The sequence below is a fragment of the Micromonospora sp. ANENR4 genome (assembly GCF_015354395.1).
Lineage (GTDB): Bacteria > Actinomycetota > Actinomycetes > Mycobacteriales > Micromonosporaceae > Micromonospora > Micromonospora aurantiaca.
Genome location: NZ_JADKYQ010000021.1, coordinates 44,806 through 69,253, shown reverse-complemented (window position 1 = coordinate 69,253; position 24,448 = coordinate 44,806). Strand labels below are relative to the sequence as shown.

Below are 24,448 nucleotides of genomic sequence, written 5' to 3'. Positions count from 1 at the left end.
TGTCGTCGCCGCGGCCATGATCGACCGCCTCGTCCACCACGCCGAGGTCATCTCGATGAAGGGCGACAGCTACCGACTCAAAGACCGCGACCTCGGCCGCGTCCCCGCAGCCACCAAGACCAACGACTGAACATCAACAACCAACGAGGGGGTCAACATTCGGCCGGAACAGAGGGGTCAAAGTTCAGCCGGCGTTGACAGCCGGTTGCAGGCCAAGCCGGAACGCCGGCCCGCGCTGTCAGCAGGCGCCCTCCGCCCGGGCCCGGAGCCGATCCCGCGAGCCACGTGCGCCGCACCAGCCCGGTCAAGGTCATCCCGGCGTACGGTGTGAGGGCGTGGCGCTGACGCAGTCGCCGCGGATCAACGGTGAAGCGTTCACGCGGCGTGAACCACACCAGGTCGGCCCGGTAACCCTCGGCGATGCGCCCTCGACCGGGGATACGGGCAATGCGCGCAGGCGCGTCGGCCATCCACCGCGCGACGTCGGCCAGGCCGAATCCGCGCCGCTGGGCCTGGGTCCACACCAACGCCAGGGTGAGTTCGAGTGAGGCGATACCTCCCCAGGCGGCGTTGAAGTTGCCCGTGTCGGTGTGTTTCATCGCCGGCGGACACGGCGAGTGGTCCGAGACGATGCAGTCGATGGTGCCGCGTGCCAGCGCCTCCCACAGGCCCTCCTGCTGGCGGGCGTCGCGGATCGGCGGGCAGCACTTGAACTCGGTCGCGCCGTCGGGGATCGTCTCGGCAGTGAGGGTCAGGTAGTGCGGGCAGGTCTCGACGGTCAGCGGGGCGCCGGCCCTCCTGGCCGATGCGATCGCCGGGACCGCGTCGGCAGCGGAGAGGTGCACGATGTGCGCCCGGGTGCCGAGCTGTACTGCCAGCCGGGCGACCAGCGCCACCGCGCGGACCTCGGCCGAGGCGGGGCGCGACGCGAGGAAGTCGGCGTACGAGGGGCCGTCGACCCCGGGACGCAGGGCACTGCTGTCCTCGGCGTGCACTAGCAGCAGGCTGTCCAGAGCTCGTACCTCACGCATGCAGGCGGCCAGTTCGCGCGGGGTGAGGGCGGGAAACTCCGGTACGCCGCTGTCGACCAGGAAACACTTCAGCCCGAACGCCCCGGCGTTGACCAGGTCGCTCAGCTTGCCGAGGTTCCCTGGAACGGCACCGCCCCAGAACCCGACGTCAATGGCGCACCGCTCTCGGGCGAGGGCCCGTTTGCGGTCCAGCGCAGCGGCCGTGGTGGTGGGCGGTAGGGCGTTCAGCGGCATGTCGAGCAGGGTCGTGATGCCGCCCGCCGCGGCGGCGGCAGTCGCGGTTTCGAAGCCCTCCCAGTGCGTACGCCCCGGTTCGTTGACGTGCACGTGCGAGTCGACCAGGCCGGGTAGCAGGGCATCCCGGCCGATGTCCACCTCGTCGATCGCCGCCAGGCGCGCGTTCCGGTCGGTGATGACCGCAATGGTGCCGCCGACGACCCCCACCGCGGCGGGTCGCTCTCCGGTCGGCGTCACGACGCGGTCGGACCGGACGACCAGGTCTAGTGGCTGGCTGCGAGGCGACGGCACGACTCCTCCAAGCCTCGGGTGAGTTCGGTGGTGTCCGCGGTCTGCAACTCGCCGTTGACCACGACCTCCCGCCCGTGCACGACCAGCCGGGCCAGCCCCGCAGGAGGGCCGAAGACGAGCGCGGCTACCGGATCGGCGATACCGGCGTGCCCCAGGGTGTCCAGCCGCCACAGGGCGATGTCCGCCAGCTTGCCGACCTCCAGCGAGCCGATCTCGTCCTGCCGCCCTAGGCAGCGGGCACCGCCGATGGTCCCCATCCGCAGCGCCTCCCGGGCGGACATCGCCGTGGGGCCGCCCGCCAGGCGTGCCGAGTACATGGCTTGACGCAGCTCGGCGACGAGAAGTCCGGATTCCTGGGATGCGGGACCGTCCACGCCCAGACCCACCGCGATACCGGCGTCCAGCATCCGACGCACCGGCGCGATGCCCGCGCCCAGCCGAGCGTTCGAGCTCGGGCAGTGCGCCACCGCCACCCCCTCCTTCGCCATCGTTTCGATCGCGTCGTCGGACAGATGCACGCCGTGGGCGAGCCACACGTCGTCGGCGAGCCACCCCAGGCGCTCCAGATAACGGACCGGCGTCACACCGAACTTGTCCCTGCAGTAGTGCTCCTCCTGGATGGTCTCGGCAAGGTGCGTGTGCAGCCGAACACCCATGGCCCGCGCCAGCGCCGCGCTCTCCGACATGAGCTGGGCGCTGACGGAGAAGGGCGAGCAGGGCGCGATCGCGACGCGCACCATCGCCCCGGGGCTGGGATCATGGAAGTCGGAGATGGCCTGCTCCATCGCGCTGAGGCAGGCGTGGCTGTTCTCGACGAGCTCGTCCGGCGGGAGCCCGCCCCGCGAGCGCCCGAGGTCTATCGCGCCGCGGCACACGTGCAGTCGCAGGCCGATCCGCCGGGCCTCGGCCACCTCGGCTGCCAGCAGGTCCCCGACGCGGTCCGGGAAGATGTAGGGGTGGTCGGCGGAGGTCGTGCAGCCCGACAGCGCCAGCCAGGCAAGGCCGGCCGCGGTCGTGTCACGGACGAGGTCGGCGTCGATGGCTGCCCACACCGGGTACAGCGACGTCAACCAGCCGAAGAGGTCGTGGTCCTGGGCCAATCCGCGCGTCGCCCACTGGTACAGGTGATGGTGAACGTTCACCAGGCCGGGGGTGGCCAAGCATCCTCGACCGTCGATCCGGGCGATGTCCGCCCGGGTCGGCGATGGTCCCGGGCCGATTGCGGCAATGCGGCCATGTTCGATGACCACGTGTCCGTACTCGTATTCGGTGCCGGACGCGTCCACCGTCGCGATCGCGCAGCCCTCGATCGCCAGTGGCCGGCTCGCCCCGGTCACCAGGGCCACCCCTCCGCGGCCGTCCAGGCGGGGTCGTCCGCCGCGAGGCCGTCGGTGTCGTTGCGAGTCATCGTTCCTTCGATGACCCCGTGGGGTTGCGCCGAGGCCACATACACCCGCTGGGCCTTCTCCTCGACGACGCCATGCAGTCCGTACAGGCTGAGCGCGGGCAGATGGTGCACGTTGCTGAGGGCCAGGTGGATGCGGGCGATGTCGGGGCGGTCCGCCAGCACGCGCTCACCCATCACCAACAACGTCTGCTGCAGCGAGGTGCTGTAGGTGTCGACGAAGGCGGCGGTCATCGACGCACGTGCGGTGGTGTACTCGTCGTCCCAGTCGACTTCGCCGAGTGACCGGCGTACCCAGCGGGCCCGGACCCGGCTGGCGAGGATGCGGTCACTGGCTTCCGGCAACGTGGTGTACCGGTCGCGTCGGAAGCCGCGGAACTCGGAGCCGGTGGTGTTCAGCAGCATGAGACCGTCGATCCCGGAGCAGACCGAGGCTCCGGACCGGGTGGCAGAAATAGTGGCCGTGCGCCGCGCGGAATCCGCGGCCGCGAACGAGTGACGTTCACCGAGGCGGTTCCAGGCGTGCTGGACGAGGTGGATCTGGGCGCACTCCACCTCCGGATTGCCTTCGAGGAAATGGCGCCCCAATGCCAGCCCGAACTCCTCGACCGGCTCGGGGCCACGCTCGGCGGCCAACGCGTAGACGGCGTTCTTCTGGCTGTCGGTGGGCAGCAGCGTCGTGTTTTCCCCGCTGCGATACGCCGCCTCGAATGCGCCGCTGAGGGCGACGTGGACGGTGAGATCGGTCAGCCGATGCTGGTCATCGCTGCGATCCACCGCGACGAGCCGAATCTCGGCCTTGCCGTACCGGTTCTGGGTGAGAATCGCCATGTCAGCTCCCTAGATACGTGGAGTAGGAGTAAGGGCTCAGCAGAATCGGCACGTGGTAGTGCGCCAGCGACTCCAGCCGTATCTGAATGTTGATCTCCGGATAGAACGTCGGGCGACTGGTCGCCTCAAAGTAGGCGCCGCTGTCGACCACCAGCCGGTAGGTGCCCGACCCCACGGGGGCCGACCAGGTGGTGATGCGGCCGTCGCTGCCCGTGAGGCCAGTGGAGACCAGGGACCAGCCGGGCGGATCATGCCGCTCCAGACGGATCGCCACGCCGACGGCGGGGCGGCCCAGGGCCAGGTCGAGTATGTGGGTGGTCAGTGAGATCGTCGGGCAAGCGATGGCCGCGAGGCGCGGCGAGTCCATCACGGCATCACCAGTTCGGTCAGCCGGCGCCTCATGATCTTGCTCAATTCCACTGCGACGATGCCTTGCTCGCGGTCCGGATCGTTGCGGAGCCGCTCCCTCAGCCGATCGAGGATCTCCTCGCCGGACAGGCCGGCCGCGCTGACGAGGAAGACATGCCCGAATCGGGCCTCGTACGCCTCGTTGGCCAACGTCATCGACGTGTCGCCCACCCCGGCCTGTTCGTCCCGTGACATGCGGTCGGCGTCGTCGTCGCCCTGGGGTGGGCTGCCGATGCGCGGGTGAGCCTGTAGCGCCTGGTGGATGTCGGGCCAGCCCAGCCCGGCCAGGATGGCCGACGCGGCGTCGGCCAGCTCCTCGACGGAGGTGAAGGGCCGACGACGGCAGACCTCAGCGTGCCAACGGGTGGTCTGACAGCACGTCTCCAGCAGCGCCGACGCAGCGTCGACAGGCATGGCGTTGAAGGTTGCCAGCGGCACCCGTGTCGTCATCGGAGCCATGGGTCGATTCCGTCCCTCCCCGGGGTGTCCCGCAGATCTCCGACGGGCGCGGCCTGCACTGGAGAGACCCGCGGGACACCCCTAGCCGATCGTTCGCGGGCAGTCTCTGCACCTCTGCTATCGCCCGGCTCTCGCCCCTCTGTTGCCGGTTGGAACGAACGCTGCGGTCCGCGGGGGGCGACCAGGCGAGCCGGACCGGGCGGGTGAGGTCGGTCCATCGCCCGTGATAGCGCGCCGAAGGGTGGCCGATACCGCCATGACGAACGGTCGGCCTGCAGGAGATCAGCGACAGACCGACGCGCTTCTCCAGAAGGGAGCTGAGGGGTGACATCCCAGCAGGCCGCGGCGATGACCGGCCGTGTCGCGCTCGGACCGAGCGCCATCGTGCATGAAGAAGTCCTCGACCCGCAGTTCCGCTACGACCTGGTCCATTACCTGCCGCACTACATATCGACCGAGAAGGTGCTCCTGCTGGAGTACCGCAGGCTGGGCATCCTCGACGCCGGGGTCTGCCGGGACATTGGCGCCGCGTTGAGCGCCGTCACCCCGGGTGACCTCGTCGCAGATCCCACAGCCAACCTCTCCGACCTGGCGTTCGCCATCGAACGGCGGGTGTCGGCGGTCGTCACCGGCAAGCAGGCCGCGGCCTGGCACGTCGACCGCAGCCGCAACGACCTTCAGGCCACCGCGCAGCTCCTCGCGGCTCGCGCCGAGATCGTCCGGTTGGTGCGATCCCTGCTGGACTGTGCCGCCGCCGCGACCCGCCTGGCCGCTCGGTACAGCGATGACCCGATGCCGGGCTACACGCACCTGCAACCGGCCCAGGTCATCACCGCCGGCTTCTACTTCGGTGCGCTCGCTGAGCACATCCTGTCCACGGTGCAGCTCCTTGAGCAGATCTACGAGCGGATCGACCAGTCCCCGCTCGGCAGCGGTGCGATGGCGGGCCAGGACCTGCCATGGGACCGCGCTCGGATGGCGAAGCTGCTCGGCCTGCGCGCACCGGTGCCGCACGCCCTCGTCGGCGTGGCCGGCCGTCTGTGGCAGTTGGAAGTGGCCGGTACCTGCTCGACGTTCGGCGTGGTACTCAGCCGCTTCGTCACCGACCTGATGACGTGGTGCGGCGCCGAGTACGGCTACTTCGAGCTGCCCGACGAACTCGCGGGGATCTCGTCTGCGATGCCGCAGAAGAAGAACTATCCGATCCTGGAGCGCATCCGGGGCCGCACGGCGCATCTCACCTCGTGGTACGTTGACGTCGCCCTGGCGCAGCGGTCCACCCCGTACAGCAACACCGTAGAGGTGTCCAAGGAGGCCGCCGCCGGCCAGGCTGTCGCCCTGTCCGGGTTGCGTGGCACCCTGCGGCTGCTCACAGCCGTACTGGACAACCTGCGCCTCGACCGGCAACGGGCGCTCGGGCGGAGCCGTGAGGAGCACCTGGGCGCCTTCGCCCTGGCCAACGACCTCACCCTTCACCACGGGGTACCGTGGCGCTCCGCTCAGGTCCTGACCGGCCGCTACATCAGCGCGTTGATCGCCGACGGCAGACCGCCGGGCGAGGCGGACGGAAGCCTGCTCCGGCGGCTCGCGGCCGAGGACGGCTATCACATTCCCGACGCCGACCAGATCCTGGCCGACGTGGCCGACCCCGTGGCCCTCCTCTGCCGCAAGTCGTCCACCGGCTCGGCCAATCCCCACCACGTCCGTGCCCTGCTGGACGGGCAACGCGGCCGGATGACCGACGTGACAAAGGCCTGGACGCAATACGAGGCCGCCGCAGCCATGGCGGTCGACAGCGTCGACTCCGAGCTCGGGCTGCCCACCGGCGAATCCCGCCCGTCCTACTTCAACGACCCATACCCGACCAGCCATGGTGAAGGGTGATGACGCGATGACCGAAAGTCCTCTCGCTCTCGCGCCGATCGCGTCGGGGCGCGCGCAACCGCAGGTCGGTACCGGCACCGCGCACGGCACCTTCGGCGAGTTGCTGCAGGGCGTTCTCCCCGACGACGTCGACTTCCTCGTCACGCTCCCTATCCAGCGCGGAGTGCGGGTACGCGTCATCCTCGACCCCGAAGCCACCGAGCTGACCGTCTCGCCGACGGGCAAGACCAAGTCCCTACTCCTGGCCCGCAGCCTGCTTCGGTCGCTGGGCCACCACGGCGGCGGCCATCTGATCATCTCCAGCGACCTCCCCGTCGGGAAAGGGCTGGCCAGTTCCTCGGCCGACCTGGTGGCGGTCGCCCGCGCGGTCGGTCAGGCGCTCGGCCAGCCCCTCGGGCCCCAGGACATCGAGGCGCTGCTGCGCGACATCGAACCCTCCGACGGAATCATGTACTCCGACGTGGTGGCGTTCCGTCACCGGGAGGTGCGGCTGCACCGTCGGCTGGGACCGTTGCCGCCACTGACCATCGTCGGCCTCGACGAGGGCGGCGAGATCGACACCGTTCAGTTCAACCGGCTGCCCAAGCCCTTCCAACCGCGCGACAAGCGCGAGTACGCGGAGCTTCTGGACCAGATCTCGCACGCCATGCTGCTCGGGGACGCCGCAGGAATCGGGCGGGTGGCCACCCGTAGCGCCGAGATGAACCAACGACTGCACCCCAAGAAGACGCTGCCGGCGATGGTCAGTCTGTGTGAAGCGGCCGATGGCCTCGGCGTGGTGGTGGCGCACAGTGGCACGGCCGTCGGGATCCTGCTCTCGCCCGACCAGCCGGACTACGACGAGCGTCTGCGGCTGGTACACCGCGGCTGCGCCGCGCTACGACCCACCGTGTGGATCGACCAGGTCCACGGTCCTCGCGAGCCCTACCAGATCATGGAGGAGGCGACATGGCCCCCACGGATGTGATCGACGCCATCGGCCACACGCCCCTGGTCAAACTGCGGCTGGGTGAGTCGTCCGGGGTGGCTGTCTACGCGAAGCTCGAGATGCAGAACCTCTTCGCGATGAAGGACCGGGTGGCACGCCGCATCATCCTCGCGGCGCGCGAGAGCGGGGAACTAAAGCCTGACGCGCCCATAGTCGAGAGCTCGTCGGGTTCGATGGCGTTGGGCGTCGCCCTGGTCGGCAGGGCGCTGGGCCACGAGGTGCACATCGTCACCGATCCACGGATCGACCAGATCACGCTGGCGAAGCTGCGCTCGCTCGGTTGCGAGGTGCACATCGTGCCGGCGATGACCAGCGGCGGCTGGCAGAGTGCGCGGCTGGAACTGCTCGACGACCTGCTCGCCCGGCTGCCCGGCGCGTTCTGGCCGCAGCAGTACAGCAATCCCGGCAATCCGCAGTCCTACACGGTGCTCGCCGCCGAACTGCTCGGCGAGCTCGACCACGTGGACATGCTCGTGGCGTCGGTCGGCAGCGGCGGCTCGTCCTGTGGGACGGTTCGCGCATTGCGGGAGGTCGGGGGAAACGTCCGCGCCGTCGGCGTCGACAGCGTCGGCAGCATGCTGTTCCACCAGCCCGACCGTGCCGGCCGCCTGCAGAGCGGGCTCGGCAACAGCCTGATGCCGGCCAACCTCGACCACTCCGTCTTCGACGAGGTGCACTGGCTCAACGACCACGAGGCGTTCTCCGCCACCCGGCGGTTGGCGCAGGAGCAGCAGATCTTCGCCGGGAACACGTCCGGGTCGGTGTACTGCGTCCTGCGTCACCTCGCCCGGACCGCCGAGCCCGGCAGCACCGTCCTCGGTGTGTTCCCCGACCGCGGCGACCGCTACTGGGAGAGCGTCTACAGCGACGAGTACTGGCGCCGTACCGGCCTGGACCGCCAGCCGATCGCCGAGGAGCCAGCCCGGGTTACCTACGGGACTCCCGTCCACTCCTGGTCGTGCAGCTACCCAGGGGGGAGGCTGGAGTGAGACGCGTCATCTTCATCGAGTCGAACACGACCGGCAGTGGCATGGTGGCGCTCCGGCGGGCCAACGAGCTCGGCTGGCTGCCGTGCTTCGTCACCCGATCGCCCGGCCGATACCCACAGCTCGCGGAGATCCCGCACGACCTGCTGATCTGCGACACGAACACGCCCAGCCAGCTCGCCGCGGCCATCGCCGGACGCTGGCCGGATCGGATCGCCGGGGTGACCACCACCAGCGAGTTCTACCTGCCCGCGGTGGCCCGGGTGGCGGCCGAGCTCGGCCTGCCGGGCAACCCGTGGGAGGTCATGGTCACCTGCCGGGACAAGGCCGCGGTCCGCCGCGTCCTCGACCACCATGGCGTCGGGCAGCCGGCATACGTCGTCGTCGGCTCGGCCGCCGAGGCCGGCCGGGCGGTGGCGCGACTGGGTCTGCCGTGCGTCGTGAAGCCGGTGGACGGCTCCGGATCGCAGGGCGTGCTGCTGTGCCACGACACCGGCGAGGTCCGCCATCAGGTGTCGGACATCCTGGCCAACAAGACCAATGTTCGCGGCCAGCCCGCGCCGCGCAGCGTGCTGCTGGAGCAGTACGTCACGGGGCCGGAATTCAGCGTCGAGACCTTCAGCGACGCCGGCACTGTCACCTGCGTCGGTATCACGGCGAAGACGGTGGGGTCACCGCCGTCATTCGTCGAGGCGCGCCACATCTATCCGGCACCACTGCCAGCCGGTGTCGCCGACGAGCTGGCCGCCACGGCCGAGCGCGCGCTCAAGGCGCTCGGCTTCGCGCAGGGCCCGGCACACACCGAGGTTCGCTGGACGGCGAGCGGTCCCGCGATCATCGAGGTCAACGCCCGCCTGGCCGGCGGGATGCTCCCGGAGCTGGTACGGCTCGCCACCGGCGTGGATCTGCTGACACAGCAACTGCACGTGGCCACCGGACGGCCGGTCGAGCTGACCGCCCGGCACCGCAGCGTCGCCGGCATCCACTTCATCACGGCGCCGGAGCGCGGCGTCCTGCTGTCAATCGACGGCCTGGACCGGGCGCGGAGCGTGCGCGGCGTGCAGCAGGTCCACCTGACCGTCGAGGCCGGCCAGGCGGTGGCGCCGCCGCGCGACGCGTACGGCCGTGTCGGCTTCGTCATCGCCAAGGGCAGATCGGCCGCGACAGTCGAGCGCATTCTCGACCGCGCCGTAGCCGAGATCGCGTGGGAGGTAGCGCCGGAATGATCGAGCTGCGAAGTGACACCTTCACCGTCCCGACCCGGAAGATGCGGGAGGCGATGGCGACCGCGCCGGTCGGCGACGACGTGTACGGCGAGGATCCGACCGTGCGCCGCCTCGAGGAGGTCGCCGCCGATCTGCTCGGCAAGGAGAGCGCCTGCCTGATGCCGAGCGGGACGATGGCCAACCTCGCCGCCCTCCTGGCGCAGGCGCCCCGCGGTTCCACGGCGATCGTCGGGGCGGAGTCGGACATCTACGTCTATGAGGCCGCCGGCGCCTCGGTGTGCGGCGGCATTGGGTACCTGCCCGTGGCCGTCGAAGCCGACGGATCGCTCCGGATGGCCGACCTGGTCGACGCGCTGTCGATCGATCCCGACGATCCCCAGTTCGCCCGCCCCGCCGTGATCTGTCTGGAGAACACCCAGAACCGCCGGTGCGGCGCCGTGGTGCCGCAGGATCACCTGGAAGCGGTGTACGCCGGGGCACGCCACCACGGCGTCGCGGTGCACCTGGACGGCGCCCGCCTGTTCAACGCCGCCGTGGCCGCCGGGCTGCCCGCCGCCGAGCTGGCTCGAGGAGCCGACACGGTGCAGGTGTGCCTGTCCAAGGGGCTGTCCGCGCCGATCGGCTCGGTGCTGGCCGGGCGGGCTGACGCCGTGGCCAACGCCCGCCGGGCCCGCAAGATGCTTGGCGGCGGCATGCGCCAGGCGGGCATCGTCGCCGCCGCCGGGCTGATCGCCCTGACGGAGATGACCGACCAGCTCGCCGACGACCACGCCTTGGCCCGCCGCCTGGCCGACGGACTGGCCACCGTGAGCGATCTCGTGGTGGAGAACCCGCGTCCGCAGACCAACATCGTGATGTTCCGCGCCGCCGACCCCGGTCTCCCCTGGCAGTCGATCGTGCGCGAGGCGGCGTCGTCAGGACTGCGGGTCGGGGAACTGGGCCACGGGCGCATCCGTGCCGTGACCCACCGATGCGTCACCGGTGAGCAGATCGACCGAGCTGTCGCGATCCTCTCTGATGCCGTCCGCCGGGCCCTCGTGGCGTCGGGTACCCGCCAACCGACAGGAGCGTGAATGACACACATGCAGCACTCGCCCACCCTCTCCGTCTGCGTCTTCTGCGGAGCCCGACCGGGCGTCAGCCCGGCCATGACCCGAGCGGCCGAGGAGGTCGGCCGCCTGATCGGCGAGCGGGGCCACCGGCTCGTCTACGGCGGCGGCGGTAGCGGGCTGATGGGCTCGGTGGCGTGGTCCGCGTTCCACGCGGGCGCGCCGATCGTCGGCGTGATCCCGGCGTTCCTCGCCGAACGCGAGCGGTCGATTGCGGCCCCACCCCAGTCGGTGGAGCTGACTCACACGATGAACGATCGCAAGCAGAGCATGCTCGGACACGCGGATGTGTTCCTCGCGCTGGCCGGCGGCTACGGCACCCTCGACGAGGTGCTCGACGTGCTGTCGCTGCGCTACCTCGGGATGCTCCGCAAGCCGGTCGTTCTCCTCGACGTCGAGGGCTGCTGGGACCAGCTCGAGAACATGGTCGCCGACGTACACCTGCGCGGCTACGCAGAGAACAGCCTCGAACCGCTCTACGCGGTCCGCACCACGCCGACCAGCGCGCTGTCCACCCTGGAGCAACATTGGTCGGCCACGTTCGCGACCCCGGCAGCCACCCGTACCGCACCCGTGGGTTCCCTCCACCCCGCCGGCCGCCACCTGGCGGTCGAGCCGCTGTGACCCACCGAAGGAGATCGCAATGACCGCAGCACTGACCAAGGAAGTCGCTCGGGTCGACGCCGAGCGGCTGCTGGCGACGATGGCGGAAATGTCCCGGTTCGGCGCGCAGCCCAACGGCGGCATCACCCGCCCCGGCTTCTCGGAGCCGGAGCGGAAGGCTCGCGACCACATCGCCCGGCGCGCCACCGAGCACGGCCTGCACAGCACGGTGGACGCGGCCGGCAACCTGATCATCCGGCGTCCCGGCGCCGATCCCACGAAGCCCACTCTCATGTTGGGCTCGCACCTCGACAGCGTGACCAACGGCGGTCAGTTCGACGGTACGTACGGCGTCGTGGCTGCCCTGGAGGTCCTGAGGCAACTCACCGCCCAAGGGCGCACCGGCTGGCTGGAGCCGGTCGTTGTCGCCTTCAGCAACGAGGAGGGCGCGAAGTTCCCGTACCCCTTCTTCGGCTCTCGGGCGGTGGTCGGCCAGTCGGCGCTGCCGGCCAATGTCACGCACGGCGCCCGCGAGGAGCTGGCGCTCGAGCTGCGGCGCAGCGGCGGCGACATCGACCGGCAGGAGTCCGCCCGCTGGCCCACGCCGATCGGGGCGTACCTCGAGGTACACATCGAGCAGGGGCCGACGCTGGAGCGCGCGGGGATACCGATCGGCGTCGTCGACACCATCAACGGACGTACTATCGTGGAGATCGAGATCCGCGGGCGGCAGGCGCACGCCGGCACCACCCCGATGAACCTGCGGGCGGACGCGCTCGCCACGGCGGCCCGGGTGATCCTCGTCATCGAGCGCGCCGCCCGCGAACAACGGCTGTGTTCGGTCTCCACGGTCGGCAACGCCATGGTCGCACCGGGAGAGGCCAACGTGGTCGCCGGCGAGGTCCACCTCACGGCGGAGATCCGCGACTCCAACCGTGGCCGACTGCGCCGCGCGGAGGCGGCGATCCGCGCCGAGCTGGACACGTTCCGGGTGAGCGAGGCGACCCTGGTCCACATCGACGTCACCATGCGCACCGATCCAGTGGCCGCCGACGCCACGGTCAGCTCGGTCATCCGGCAGGCCGCCAGCTCGCTCGAGCTTGAGCACCTGGTGCTGTCCAGCGGCGCCGGCCACGACGCCCAGATCATCGCCACGGAGGCCCCGATCGGCATGATCTTCGTGCCCAGCCGCGGCGGCGTCAGCCACGCGCCGGAGGAGTACACCGACGACGAGGACCTAGTGCACGGAGCCAATGTCCTGCTGCAGTCGGCCATCCTCCTCATGGAGCAGGAAGGACTGCAGGGATGAACGGCAGTGTCGCGACCACGAGTCCGTGGCTGGTCAACCGCAGGCCGGTCCCGCACGCCGAGGCGACCCTGATCTGCTTCCCGTTCGCGGGCGCGGGCGCCTCGGCGTACAGCGGCTGGCCCCGGCGGTTTCCGGATTCGGAGGTTCTGGCCGTGCAGCTGCCGGGGCGGGAGAACCGCCTGGGCGAGGACCCGCTGGACGACCTCGACGCGATCGTCGACGCCCTGGTGCCGGAGATCGCCCCGTACACGGACGGCCGTTACCTCCTGTTCGGCCACAGCATGGGTGCGCTCCTGGCGTACGAGGTGGCGCGCCGCTTGCGCGACATCGGCCGGCCCGAGCCGCAGGCGTTGATCGTCTCCGGACGACGGGCGCCGCACCTGCCCTCGGCCCTCCCGCCGATCCGGGGCCTGCCCATGGCGGAACTCATCGAGACGGTCCGCCGGTTCGACGGCACACCGCCGGCCGTCTTCGACGATCCAGAGCTGATCAAGCTGGTCCTGCCGGCGCTGCGGGCGGATTTCGCCGTCTCGGAGACGTACGCCCATGCCCGCAACGGTGGTCCGCTGACCGCGCCGATGGTGGCGATGTCGGGAGCCGCCGACACACTCTGCACCGTTGACGAGGTCGACCAGTGGCGGGAGCACACGACGGGCCCCTTCCGGCACCACACCTTCCCGGGCGGCCACTTCTTCGTCCGGGAACAGAGAAACGCTGTCCTGGAAACGGTCACACCACTGCTCGAACTCGGCTGAGCACTTGCAGTAAGGTGCCCCTTGATCGCAACCGCGAGAGCCTCGTTGTAGAAGATGCATTGGGATGCATACGTGCTCACCCTCTCAATCCCTGGAGGCGCCGCATGACGGCCCGCGGACTACTCGCCAACCGCGATGCCCGGCTCTACCTGATCGGCCAGACCCTGTCGCTGCTCGGCGACAGCGCCATGTGGCTGGCATGCGGCATCTGGGTCAAGACGTTGACAGGCAGTAGCGCTGCGGCCGGACTGACGTTCCTGTTCTTCAGCCTGCCGACGTTAATGGCCCCGCTGAGCGGTCTACTGGTCGACCGGGTGCGCCGCCGACCCCTGCTGGTGGTGGCAAACCTCGCCGGCGCCCTGGTCGTCGCGCCACTGTTGCTGGTGAACGACAGCGGCGACGTCTGGCTCATCTACGCCGTGATGCTGCTCTACGGCTGGCTCAACGTGCTGGTGGCACCCGCGCAGTCCGCGCTGTTGTCCACCCTGCTCCCCACCGAGTTGCGACCCAGCGCCAACGCCGCGCTGCGGACGGCCCAGGAGGGTCTTCGCATCGTCGCCCCGCTCGCTGGCGCCGGACTCTTCACGCTGGTGGGTGGACAGCTGGTCGTCGCACTGGACATGGTGACGTTCCTGGCCGCGGCGGCCTGTACCGCCGCGCTGTCGCTCCGTGAGGCCAAGCCCGTCCCCGCCGCCCACGAACCCGGGGGCGGCGCGGCCGGGGCCACGAAGGCGGGGCGGCTGACCGCGTTCGGCCGCGACCTCGGCGCGGGCTTCCACTTCCTGCTGGCGAACAAGACACTGCGTGGTGTCACGATCGGCACTGCGGTGGCCACCCTGGTCATCGGCTTCAGCGAATCGGCAAACTATGCCGTGGTCGACGGACTCCGCCAGTTGCCCGAGTTCCTCGGCGTGCTGCAGATGGTCCAAGGCGTCGGGGCCATCATCGGTGGGCTCACCGCGACCTGGGTTATGCGGCGGTTCGGCGAGATCAAGGTCGCCGCGGCAGGCATTGCGGTCTTCGCCCTCGGCCCGCTGTTCATGACCATTGCTTTCCTGCCCGCGGCTATCGCCGGCAAGTTGTTGGGTGGTGTCGGCCTGCCATGGATGGCAATCGCCATCCTGACCCTGTTCCAACGGGTCTCCCCCAACCACCTGCAAGGCCGCGTCTTCACCGCGCTGGAGGTGCTCACCTCCGCGCCAAACCTCATGTCGATCGGTGTCGGCGCGGCGCTCATCGCCGCCTTCGACTACCGGCTCGTACTCGGCGCGGAGGGCCTCGTCCTGCTGCTGTCAGGGTGGGTGCTGATCGGCCTGGCCCGCTCCGGGGACACCCTCGCGGCGCCGCCGGCCGATGAGCCGGGCCCGGCGGCACCCCAGCCACCCACGCAGGCGACTGCCGAGTCGGTGGTCGCCAAGGACCACGCCTAGGTGGGTCCTCCGTGCGGCGTTCCGGTCGGAGTGGGTTGATCCTGGACGGTGCGGCTGGTCGCCCGCCAGTACAGGTGAACGGTATGTGATCGCCGCCGCAGGCAGCTGTTGGGGCGCCACGCAAGAAGGGGCGGGAACGCGTCGCGGTCCCGCCCCTTCTGCGTGCGTGCGCGACAAGCCCTCAGCCCTCAGCCCTCAGCACCACGATGGCCACGGGGAAGGCGGTTGAAAGGCCCGCGAAAGCGCCGACCGCCAGCCTCGCAGACAACCGAGCAGGGCCGACTCGACGGCCCTCGGAGGCTGCGATGGGAGAAGACGTGTCCGAGCAGGAACAGCACTACACCGTCGTGGTCAACGACGAGGAACAGTACTCGATCTGGCCGACCGGCCGCACCGTACCGCCCGGCTGGTCACCCACCGGAGTGGAAGGCACCAAGCAGGTCTGCCTCGACCACATCGAGCAGGTGTGGACGGACATGCGACCCCTCAGCCTGCGCCAACAGATGACCGCAGCCTGAGCGGCCGGACCGGAGTCAACGATGGCCACGACGACCGACACCCGACGCACCACGGCGCTGTCCGAGTCCAAGCGCGCCCTGCTGGCACGGCGCCTGCTCGGCCAGGCCGACCACACCGCGGCGCGCACCATCCCACCCCGACCGACCGGACCCATCCCCCTCTCCCCCGCACAGCGCGCGGTATGGCTGGCCGACCAGCTCTTCGACGGCGGCGCCGCGTACACGGTGCACCGGACAATGACGGTGCGTGGCGTGCTGGACCTCGGCGCGTTGCGGCAGGCCGCCGATCTGCTGGTCGCGCGGCACGAAATCCTGCGGACCACCATCTACAACAACCACCAGGTCGTGCACCCCGCCGCGCCAGCCTGCTTCACCGTCGTGTCTCCACCGGGGGCCACCGCGGGCCAGCGTCGCACGACCGCGCTACACGAGGCTCGGCTCGCGGTGGCCACCCCGTTCGACCTCGAAGCCGGCCCGCTGCTGCGATTCACCGTGTATCGCGTGGACGACGAGGAATTCCTCGTCGTGATCTCCCAGCACCACATCATCACCGATGGCTGGTCCTGTGCCCTGCTGGCCAAGGAACTCTGCGAGACCTACACGGCCGTGGTCACCGGCCGCCTGCACCAGGCGCCGCCCCCCGTGCAGTTCGGCGACATCGCTGCCTGGCAGGCCGCCGTGCCGCCCGAGCGGCTCCGCGAGGACCTGGACTACTGGGCCGACGCGCTCGCCGGCCTACCGGACGGCCTGCAGCTGCCCCTCGACCGGACCCGGCCGCCGCGCCGGTCCGACCGCGGTGAGACGTTCGTCGCCCTGCTGCCCGCCGCCCTGAGTACCCAGGTCCGCACGTTGGCCGGACAGCGCGGCAGCACGGTCCACAACGTGCTTCTGACGGCGTACGCGGCCCTGCTCGCCCGATACAGCACGCAGGAGCAGTTCGCCGTGGGCTCCCTGCTGTCCGGGCGCGGGGCGCCTGAGACCGAACACGCCCTGGGCCTGTTCGCCAACACCGTCGCGATACCGATGAACCTCGCCGGACGACCGACCTTCGCCGAGGCACTGGCCCGGACCAACCGCGCCGTCCGCGGCGCGCTTGACCATCAGGATGTCGCGTTCGACCAGATCGTGACGCGGGTGGGCGCGGTGCGCGACGCTTCGCGGAACCCCATCTTCCAGGTCATCTTCCAGTGCGTCGAGGCGGCCGAGGAGACCTGGCAGTTGCCTGAGGCCGTGGTCCAGCACGTCGATCTCGACAACGGCACCGCCAAGGTCGACCTCACGATGATCGCCGTCAACGGCGGGACCGGTGAGATTGGGCTGGAGCTCAGCTTCGCGACCGACCTCTTCGACCGGGCCACCATCGACCGCTTCGTCGCACATTTCGTCGCGCTGCTGGAGCAGGTCGTCGCGGAGCCGGACGCGCCGCTCGACTCGGTCGAGCTGGTGACCGGCGCCGAACGCGACACCATGCTGCGCGAGTGGAACGACACCGAGGTCACCTACCCGGACCTGTGCGTTCACGAACTCTTCGAACGTCAGGCCGCCGCCACACCGCTGGCCACCGCGATCATCGAACATGATGGGAAGGCGGTGACCTACGCCCAGCTCAACGCTCGGGCCAACCGCGTCGCGCACCTCCTGCGCGCACGGGGAGTGGGTGTCGAGGACGTGGTCGGGCTGTGCCTGCCGCAATCGACCGACCTGCACGCGACGCTCCTGGGTATCCTCAAGGCCGGTGGCTGCTACCTGCCACTCGACCCGGCGCACCCGGCGGAGCGCCAGCGCTACATGCTCTCGGACGCGGGCGCCCGGATCCTGATGACGGCCGCCGATACCCATGAGAGGTTCGCGGACTTCGACGGCGAGCGGATCTGTGTCCCCACCGAGGACCTGTCCGGGTACGCCGGGACCGATCCCGAGACGGTCACCACCCCGGACAACTTGATCTACGTCATGTACACCTCGGGCTCGACCGGCCGTCCCAAGGGAGTGCTGGTCACCCACCGCGGCGTGGCGAACTATCTACTCTGGTCGATCGACGGCTACGGCGTCCAGGCTGCGTCCGGCGCACCGATGGTGGGCTCGATCGCCTTCGACCTGTCCGTACCCAACTTCCTGCTCCCGCTGATCAGCGGGAGGGATGTCACGCTCCTGCCGGAGACAGACCAGGTCCAGACGCTGGCCAACCTGATCCAGCGCGACGGCGACTACAGTCTCCTGAAGATCACTCCGGGTCACCTCGACGCGTTGCGCCACCTCACGCCGGCCGGTTCCCGGGTGAACTCGGTGCGCACCTATGTCGTGGGGGCCGACGAGGTCCGGCCGGAAACCGTCACGGCCTGGCGCGAGATCGCCCCCCAGGGCCGGATCATCAACGAGTACGGCCCCACCGAGACGGTCGTCGGCTGTTCCGTCTACGAGATCGGCGACGATTTCGACCCGGCGTCGCCGATCTCGATCGGCCGGCCGATCGCCAACCTGCGGATGTACGTCCTCGACGCCCAGGGGCGGCTGGCCCCACCCGGAATCGTGGGCGAACTGTACATCGGCGGTGTCGGGGTGGCCCGCGGCTACGCCGGGCGCCCGGCGCTGACCGCGGAGCGGTTCGTGCCGGACCCGTACGACCCGCTGCCCGGTGCCCGGATGTACCGCACCGGCGACCTCGCCCGGTTCCACCTCGACGGCAACATCGGTTTCCTCGGTCGGATCGACCACCAGGTCAAGATCCGGGGGTACCGGGTGGAACTGGCCGAGGTCGAAGCACGTCTGCTGGCCCACCCGGAGGTCACCGAGGCGGTGGTTGTCTGCCGCGAGGCCGGCGGCCATCAGCGGCTGGCGGCGTACGTCGTCGGGACCGCCGGTGCGGCGGTCGAGGCCGACGGCGTCAAACGGTTCGTCGCGGCCGGGTTGCCGGAGTACATGGTGCCGTCGGTGGTGACCGTGCTCGACCAGCTGCCGCTCACCTCCGGCGGGAAGGTCGACCGGGCCGCCCTGCCCGACCCCGTCGAGCCCGTCGACACGGACAAGGTGACGCCCCGCACCGACATCGAGCGGCTGCTCGCCGGGATCTGGTCGCGCGTGCTCGGCGTGTCCGAGATTGGCATCCACGACAACTTTTTCGCGCTCGGCGGCGACTCGCTGCTGTCTATCCGGACAGTGGGCGAGGCGCGTGCGGAGGGACTCGACGTCACCCCGGCCCTGCTGTTCAGTCACCAGACCGTCGCCGAGCTGGCCGCCGCGGCGGCGACCCGGCCGATGAACGCGGTTTCCGCCGAACAGGCCGAGGTGAGCGGACCGGCCCCGCTCACCCCCATCGAACACTGGTTTACCGCTCAGGACCTGCACCACGACCATTACAACCAGGCGGTCCGCGTGGCATACCCGGACCGCGCCAATGTCCCCGCGCTGCGCGAGGCGATACGGACGCTGCTGCGCCACCACGACGGGCTGCGCGTGACGATGGCCCGCGACGAGGGCGGCTGGAGGAAGAGCTTCGCCGCGAAGGTCGGGTACGACCCGCTCATCGTCGTCGACCTGCCGGCCGACGAGCCCGAGGCGATGATGCACGAGATCGCCACCGGCGCGCACACCGGACTGAGCCTGACCGAGGGCCGCCTGCTCACGGCGGTCCTGTTCCGCCACGACGGATCCGACGAGCTGCTGCTCGCGGTACACCACACGGCGGTGGACCGGATCGGCTGGGAGGTCCTGCTGTCCGACCTCGACCGTGGATACCACGCACTGATCGCGGGCCGCCAGCCGGAGTTGCCCGCGAAGACCACCTCGGCCCGGCAGTGGGCGCAGCGCCTCGCCGGGTACGCGCACAGCGACGGGTTCCGGGACGAGGCGCAGTGGTGGCAGGGGTACGCGCGGGAGCTGGCCGAGCTGCCCGGGGTACCGCTGGACCGTCCCGGCGGCGCGAACCGCACCGCAGACGCGGCGACGGCGGTGTCCTCGCTCTCCGCCGAGCAGACCGAGGTGCTGCTGCGCCGGCTGCCTGGCGACTACCGGGCCAGTGTCGAGGAGATCCTGCTGACCGCGCTGGCCCGGGCGACCGGGGACGTCTGGAATCTGCCCGGCGTGGTGGTGGACCTGGAGACACACGGCCGCGAACCGCTCTTCGACGACGTGGACCTGAGCCGGACGGTGGGCTGGTTCACCGCTCTGCACCCGGTCGGACTGCACGCCTCGGGAGCCCGGCCGGCGGACTGGGTCCGGTCGGTCAAGGACACCGTGCGCAAGGTGCCTCACCGGGGCATCGGGTACGGCATCGCGCGGTACCTGGGAACGGGGCTGCCCGACGTCGGCGTGCCGATCTGCTTCAACTACCTGAGCACCATGGACGGCACCACGGCGGGTGGCCTCGGGGTCGAGCGCTCACTCGAGGGACGCCGGCCGTACCTCCTGGAGATCACCGCGTACGTAGCCGACGGCCGACTGTGGGTGGGCTGGACGTACGCCACCTCCTGCCATGCCCCGCAGACGGTCGCCCGCCTCACCGAGGCCTTCCACGCGGCCGTCGACGAGCTCGCCCGTGGCGCGGTGGTGGGGCTCGCCGCGGCATCGCCGTCGGACTTCCCGCTGGCCGACCTCGACCAGCGGCACCTGGACGAGCTCTCCGCGCAGGGTGCGCTGGCCGATGTCGAGGATGTGTACCGCCTCACCCCGCTGCAGATCGGCATGCTGTTCCAGAGCACGGCCGCCCCGAACCGGGGGGACTACGTCGAGGGATTCGTCTTCGCCATCGACGGCGACCTGGACGCCGCGGCGCTGCGGGGTGCGTGGCAGGCCGTCATCGCGCGGCACGCCGTGCTGCGGACCTCGTTCCGCTGGCGGGGACTGCCGCACCCGGTGCAGCTGGTACACCGAACGCCAGCGCTGCGTTGGCTGGAGATGGACTGGCAGAGCATGGCCGATCCCGAGCGCGCTGACGCCCTGGCGCGACTGCTGGCCGCCGACCGCAGGCACGGCTTCCGGCTCGACGCCGCGCCACCGCTGCGCTTCTACCTGATCCGTACCGGCCCGGCTGAGTACCGCCTCGTCTGGGTCTTCCACCACATCCTGCTGGACGGCTGGAGCACACCGCTGGTCCTGGCCGACGTGCTGGAGCACTACCGCGCCGGGACAGGCGACGGGCGGGTGGCGTTGGCGCCGGCGGTGCCGTTGCGGGACTACGTGGCCTGGCTCACCGAGCAGCCGGCCCAGGCGGCGGCCGACTACTGGCGGCAGGAGCTGGCTGGGGTCGGCGGGCCCACGCCGATCTCCGTCGTGGTACCCGACAACCAGGTCGGCGACGCCGAAGGCGCCGGAGTCTGCACCGCACGCGGCACGCTCACGGTGGCCGAGACGGCGGCGATCCGACGGTGCGCGCAGGAGCACCGGGTCACCCCGGGCACCCTGCTGCAGGCCGCCTGGGCGCTGTTGCTGGCGCGCGACAGCGGCCTCCCGGAGGTGGTTTTCGGAACCACGTCCGCCGGACGTTCGGGTTCCCTTGACGGCATCGACAGGGTGGTTGGCGTACTGATGAACACGCTGCCGACCCGGGTCACGGTGACGGACACAGACCTTGGCGAATGGCTGCGCGGGCTGCAGGCACAGCAAGTGGCGATGCGCGAGTACGAGTACTGCGCGCTCACCGACGTGCAGCGTGCCGCGGGAGTTCCCGCCGGCCGGCCGATGTTCGACAGCATCTTCGTCTACGAGAACTTCGCCGGCCCCGACGCTCCGGGGTGGGACAAGCTTTCCGTCCGCTTGGAGCAGGCACACGAGCAGACCGGGTACCCGCTCGTCCTCGGTGTGGGACTCCACGATCAGGTGATGCTACGGCTCAACGCCGACCGTACCCGGGTCGTCGACGAGCAGGCCGCGCCGGACACGCTCGCCGCCTACGTGGCGACCCTGCGGGAACTCGTCGAGCCCGGCGCTCGTCTGGTCGACCTTGCGCCGACCGTCGACCCCACCGCCGTCACCGCGAACGGCAGCCCCGCATCGGCCGCGACAGCGGTCCGGCGGGATGTCCCGCACGTGGCGCCCGAGGGCGAAACGGCGCGCGCCGTCGCGACGATCTGGGCCGAGGTGCTGCGGACCGACCGAGTCGGCATGCACGACGACTTCGTCGATTTGGGCGGCGACTCGGTCAAGGCGATGCAGATCGTGGGCCGGGCCCGGGACATCGGCCTGATCCGTCGGCCCCGAGACCTGTTCCGCCGGCCGACGCTCGCCGCGTTCCTCGCCGAGGACGGCAACTCGGTCCCGTCGACACCGTCGAGCACTGCGCCGACCGACGTGGCCTTTCCGCTCGCTGATCTCCCCGAACCCGAGCTGGCGGCACTACTGTCCAGGGTCGGCGCCGGTGAAGTGGAGGATGTCTACCCACTCGCCCCGCTGCAGGCCGGCATGGTCTTCCACCGGCTGACCGCGAGCAAGGACCTGTACCTCCTCCAGTTCGGCTCGGACTTGCACGGTGAGCTCGACATAGCCCAGTTCATCCGGGCCTGGCAACACGTGGTCGACCGCCATGCCGGGCTTCGTACCTTGTTCGCCTGGGATGGTCTGTCACATCCGGTACAGGTCGTTCTGCGGCACTTCCCGGTACCCGTGGAACAGCACGACTGGCGGGGCGTTCCCGCCGCCGAGCTGGACGATCGGCTGGACCGATTGGTGGCGTCGGAGCGTACCCGCGGCATGGACATCGAGGAACAGCCGCCGCTGCGCCTGGTGCTCGTGCGTATCGGCGAGGCCACCCATCGGTTGTTGTGGAACAGCCACCACGTGGCCATCGACGGGTGGAGTCAGCGCATCATCGTCCGTGAGGTGATCCAGATCTACCGGGCCCTGCGCACCAGCGAAGTCCCACCCGCGCAACCCGCCCCGCACCCGCGCGAGTACCTGAACTGGCTGCACCACCGGGACACGCAGCAGGACGAGGCGTACTGGCGGGAGACGCTGGACCGATTCCCGGGCGCGACGCCGCCGCCGTTGGCCAGCGCGCAACCCGCCAGCGGCGGCGGACGCATCGAGCGCCCGGCCCCCGACGGCATGCTGGCCGGCTTGCAGGCCCTCGCGAAGGCGCACCGGGTCACCCTCAACTCCATCCTGCACGCGGCCTGGGCCCTGCTGCTCGGCCGCCAGACCGGCTGCGACGACGTGGTGTTCGGGAGCACGATCGTCGGCCGCTCAGCAGACGTGCCCGGGATCCAGGGCATGGTCACCACGCTGATGAACTCGGTGCCGACCCGGATCCGGCTGGACGCACCAGCGTTCGGCGACTGGCTACGCCAGGTGCAGGGTGACCAGCTGACCCAGCACGAACACGGGCACTGCTCACTCGGACAGATCCGCCGCGCCGCCGGACTCGGCCGGGAGAGCCTGTTCCATTCGCTGCTGGTGTTCTACCACTTCAACGCCGACGAGATGGATTATGGCGACGAGTCACCGCCGTCTGATCTCGACCTCCGATCCGACGAGCCGCCCTACCCGCTGAAGGTCACCGCTGAGCTGAACGGGGCGCTGCGACTGGGTATGGAATTTCAGCGCGCGCACTACGACGACGAGACGGTGGGACGGCTGCTCGACGAGTACACCGCGGTGCTGCACACGTTCACCGCAACGGCGGCGGACACCCCGGTCGAAAAGATCAGCCCGGCGGACGACGCGGTCACCACCCTCTGCGGAATCTGGACCGCGCTGCTGCGCCTGACCGACGTGAAGCCCGACAGCGACTTCTTCGCCCTCGGCGGCGACTCGATCCTGGCCTTCGAGGCGGTCTCCCAGGCCCGGCGCGCTGGCCTGGACCTGAAGGTTCCGGACCTGCTGCGGCATCCCACCCCGGTCGCGCTGGCCGCACTCCTGCGCGGCGAACCGCCTCTGGCGGCACCGGAAGCGGTCCGTCCGGCCAGCGGCGTGGGCCGGCTCGCCCCAGGCGCGGAACTGGTGCGCTCCGCGATGGCCGAACACCACGTACCGGCGGTGAGCATCGCGGTCATCGAGGGCGGCGAGATCGTGCGTGCCTGGGGCGAGGGCGTGACGAAAGCCGGCGGTACCATCGCCGTCGGTGCGCGTACCGCCTTCCAGGTCTGCTCGGTCAGCAAGCATGTGACCGCGGCCGGGGTGCTGCGGCTGGTCCGCGACGGCGCTCTCGATCTCGACGAGGACGCGCGCGCCTACCTGCGGACGTGGCGGTTGCCCGACGCTCGGAGAGTCACCATAGGGCAACTGCTCAGCCATACGGCCGGCCTCACCCGCGTCCCGAATCCGGGGTATCCACCCGGCGAGGCGGTGCCGTCGCTGCCGGAGGTGCTCTCCGGCGCGGCCGGTTCCCGGCCGGTGAGGGTCGAGCTGGAGCCCGGCGCCGAGTTCCGCTACAGCGGTGCGCACTACTCCGCGTTGCAGCAGATCGTCACCGACGTCACCCGGATGCCGTATCCAGAGGCCATGCGGGATCTGGTGTTCACTCCGCTCGGCATGACCGACAGCGGCTTCGACCCCGAGTTCCCGCTGTGGTACCCGGACCGCGTCGCGCACGGGCACCTGGCCGGCGGCACACCGCTACCCGGCGGCTGGCGGACCTTTCCCGAGCTGGCGTCCACCGGGTTGTGGACAACCGCCACCGACCTCGCACGGCTCAGTTGCGCGTTGCGCGAAGCCGTCACCGGCGCCCGGCGAGATTTCCTCGACCAGAACTTGGCGACCAGGATGCTCACCCCGGCAAGCGCCGCGGCCTACGGCCTGGGCTGCATCGCCCTCGAGCGCGACGGACGCCGGTGGTACGGCCACTCCGGCGACGGAGATGCGTACCAGGCCCTGTCGCTGGGCGTCGTCGAGGACGGTACCGGCGTCATCGTCCTTGCAAACGTCGGCGGCGACCTACGGTTCGCCACCGACCTCCTCGCCGAGGTCCAGATCACGCTTCCCAGCGCGGAGGAGTCATGAACCAGACCACGCTCGCCGACCGAGCCCAGGCCGCCCGAGCCGGGTCC

Annotated in this window: 17 protein-coding genes; 12 read left to right on the top strand and 5 right to left on the bottom strand. The window is 70.3% G+C overall.

The window, feature by feature from the left end; translation table 11 throughout:
- Window positions 1-130 (top strand): ATP-binding protein (locus IRY44_RS28390; protein WP_228532999.1); only part of this gene is annotated, 130 nt, incomplete at its 5' end.
- Between the two features lie 22 nt (window positions 131-152).
- Here IRY44_RS28390 and allB read toward each other — a convergent pair.
- Genes allB through uraD form a run of 5 tightly spaced genes read right to left on the bottom strand, consistent with a single transcriptional unit; the run spans window position 153 to window position 4,653 of the window.
- On the bottom strand, window positions 153-1,559 hold the full coding sequence (gene allB / locus IRY44_RS28385; protein WP_194803233.1) for an allantoinase AllB: 1,407 nt from the start codon (window positions 1,557-1,559) through the stop codon (window positions 153-155).
- Window positions 1,532-2,896, bottom strand: coding sequence for an 8-oxoguanine deaminase (locus IRY44_RS28380; protein ID WP_269697257.1), 1,365 nt, complete (start codon window positions 2,894-2,896; stop codon window positions 1,532-1,534). Before IRY44_RS28380 ends, allB begins: the two co-directional genes overlap by 28 nt.
- Window positions 2,893-3,795 (bottom strand): factor-independent urate hydroxylase, encoded by a 903-nt coding sequence (gene pucL, locus IRY44_RS28375; protein ID WP_194803232.1) that lies wholly within the window; start codon window positions 3,793-3,795, stop codon window positions 2,893-2,895. The genes IRY44_RS28380 and pucL overlap by 4 nt, the downstream gene beginning before the upstream one ends.
- A gap of 1 nt (window position 3,796) precedes the next feature.
- On the bottom strand, window positions 3,797-4,162 hold the full coding sequence (gene uraH / locus IRY44_RS28370) for a hydroxyisourate hydrolase (protein ID WP_194803231.1): 366 nt from the start codon (window positions 4,160-4,162) through the stop codon (window positions 3,797-3,799).
- Complete coding sequence (gene uraD, locus IRY44_RS28365; protein WP_194803230.1) at window positions 4,162-4,653, bottom strand: 2-oxo-4-hydroxy-4-carboxy-5-ureidoimidazoline decarboxylase; 492 nt, start codon at window positions 4,651-4,653, stop codon at window positions 4,162-4,164. Before uraD ends, uraH begins: the two co-directional genes overlap by 1 nt.
- Before the next feature lie 333 nt (window positions 4,654-4,986).
- Here uraD and IRY44_RS28360 point away from each other — a divergent pair, with 333 nt between their 5' ends.
- The 11 genes from IRY44_RS28360 to IRY44_RS28315 all read left to right on the top strand — a co-directional run bounded on the left by IRY44_RS28360 (window position 4,987) and on the right by IRY44_RS28315 (window position 24,401).
- On the top strand, window positions 4,987-6,546 hold the full coding sequence (locus IRY44_RS28360) for an argininosuccinate lyase (RefSeq protein ID WP_194803229.1): 1,560 nt from the start codon (window positions 4,987-4,989) through the stop codon (window positions 6,544-6,546).
- The gene (locus IRY44_RS28355) at window positions 6,533-7,513 is read left to right on the top strand and encodes a kinase (RefSeq protein WP_228532988.1); all 981 of its coding nucleotides are present in this window, start codon (window positions 6,533-6,535) and stop codon (window positions 7,511-7,513) included. The genes IRY44_RS28360 and IRY44_RS28355 overlap by 14 nt, the downstream gene beginning before the upstream one ends.
- A complete protein-coding gene (locus tag IRY44_RS30930) occupies window positions 7,495-8,523 on the top strand; it encodes a cysteine synthase family protein (protein ID WP_228532987.1) in 1,029 nt (342 codons plus the stop codon). Before IRY44_RS28355 ends, IRY44_RS30930 begins: the two co-directional genes overlap by 19 nt.
- Entirely contained in the window at window positions 8,520-9,746 is a 1,227-nt protein-coding gene (locus tag IRY44_RS30925) for an ATP-grasp domain-containing protein (protein ID WP_269697259.1), read from the top strand. Before IRY44_RS30930 ends, IRY44_RS30925 begins: the two co-directional genes overlap by 4 nt.
- Entirely contained in the window at window positions 9,743-10,819 is a 1,077-nt protein-coding gene (locus tag IRY44_RS28345) for a GntG family PLP-dependent aldolase (RefSeq protein WP_194803228.1), read from the top strand. The genes IRY44_RS30925 and IRY44_RS28345 overlap by 4 nt, the downstream gene beginning before the upstream one ends.
- Complete coding sequence (locus tag IRY44_RS28340) at window positions 10,820-11,479, top strand: TIGR00730 family Rossman fold protein (protein WP_194803227.1); 660 nt, start codon at window positions 10,820-10,822, stop codon at window positions 11,477-11,479.
- A 19-nt stretch (window positions 11,480-11,498) separates the two neighbouring features.
- On the top strand, window positions 11,499-12,767 hold the full coding sequence (locus IRY44_RS28335) for a Zn-dependent hydrolase (protein WP_194803226.1): 1,269 nt from the start codon (window positions 11,499-11,501) through the stop codon (window positions 12,765-12,767).
- Window positions 12,764-13,522 (top strand): thioesterase II family protein, encoded by a 759-nt coding sequence (locus IRY44_RS28330; protein WP_194803225.1) that lies wholly within the window; start codon window positions 12,764-12,766, stop codon window positions 13,520-13,522. Before IRY44_RS28335 ends, IRY44_RS28330 begins: the two co-directional genes overlap by 4 nt.
- 104 nt (window positions 13,523-13,626) lie before the next feature.
- A complete protein-coding gene (locus IRY44_RS28325) occupies window positions 13,627-14,952 on the top strand; it encodes an MFS transporter (protein ID WP_194803224.1) in 1,326 nt (441 codons plus the stop codon).
- Window positions 14,953-15,257: 305 nt separating this feature from the next.
- Entirely contained in the window at window positions 15,258-15,470 is a 213-nt protein-coding gene (locus IRY44_RS28320) for an MbtH family NRPS accessory protein (protein WP_194803211.1), read from the top strand.
- A gap of 21 nt (window positions 15,471-15,491) precedes the next feature.
- Window positions 15,492-24,401 (top strand): non-ribosomal peptide synthetase, encoded by an 8,910-nt coding sequence (locus IRY44_RS28315; protein WP_194803223.1) that lies wholly within the window; start codon window positions 15,492-15,494, stop codon window positions 24,399-24,401.
- The last annotated feature ends 47 nt before the right edge of the window (window positions 24,402-24,448 follow it).

Bases quoted from the DNA above. Each gene is read 5' to 3' on its own strand.
- pucL (WP_194803232.1), bottom strand. From the start codon at position 3,795: ATGGCGATTCTCACCCAGAACCGGTACGGCAAGGCCGAGATTCGGCTC.
- uraH (WP_194803231.1), bottom strand. From the start codon at position 4,162: ATGGACTCGCCGCGCCTCGCGGCCATCGCTTGCCCGACGATCTCACTG.
- uraD (WP_194803230.1), bottom strand. From the start codon at position 4,653: ATGACGACACGGGTGCCGCTGGCAACCTTCAACGCCATGCCTGTCGAC.
- IRY44_RS28355 (WP_228532988.1), top strand. From the start codon at position 6,533: ATGGTGAAGGGTGATGACGCGATGACCGAAAGTCCTCTCGCTCTCGCG.
- IRY44_RS30930 (WP_228532987.1), top strand. From the start codon at position 7,495: ATGGCCCCCACGGATGTGATCGACGCCATCGGCCACACGCCCCTGGTC.
- IRY44_RS28345 (WP_194803228.1), top strand. From the start codon at position 9,743: ATGATCGAGCTGCGAAGTGACACCTTCACCGTCCCGACCCGGAAGATG.
- IRY44_RS28340 (WP_194803227.1), top strand. From the start codon at position 10,820: ATGACACACATGCAGCACTCGCCCACCCTCTCCGTCTGCGTCTTCTGC.
- IRY44_RS28335 (WP_194803226.1), top strand. From the start codon at position 11,499: ATGACCGCAGCACTGACCAAGGAAGTCGCTCGGGTCGACGCCGAGCGG.
- IRY44_RS28330 (WP_194803225.1), top strand. From the start codon at position 12,764: ATGAACGGCAGTGTCGCGACCACGAGTCCGTGGCTGGTCAACCGCAGG.
- IRY44_RS28325 (WP_194803224.1), top strand. From the start codon at position 13,627: ATGACGGCCCGCGGACTACTCGCCAACCGCGATGCCCGGCTCTACCTG.
- IRY44_RS28320 (WP_194803211.1), top strand. From the start codon at position 15,258: ATGGGAGAAGACGTGTCCGAGCAGGAACAGCACTACACCGTCGTGGTC.
- IRY44_RS28315 (WP_194803223.1), top strand. From the start codon at position 15,492: ATGGCCACGACGACCGACACCCGACGCACCACGGCGCTGTCCGAGTCC.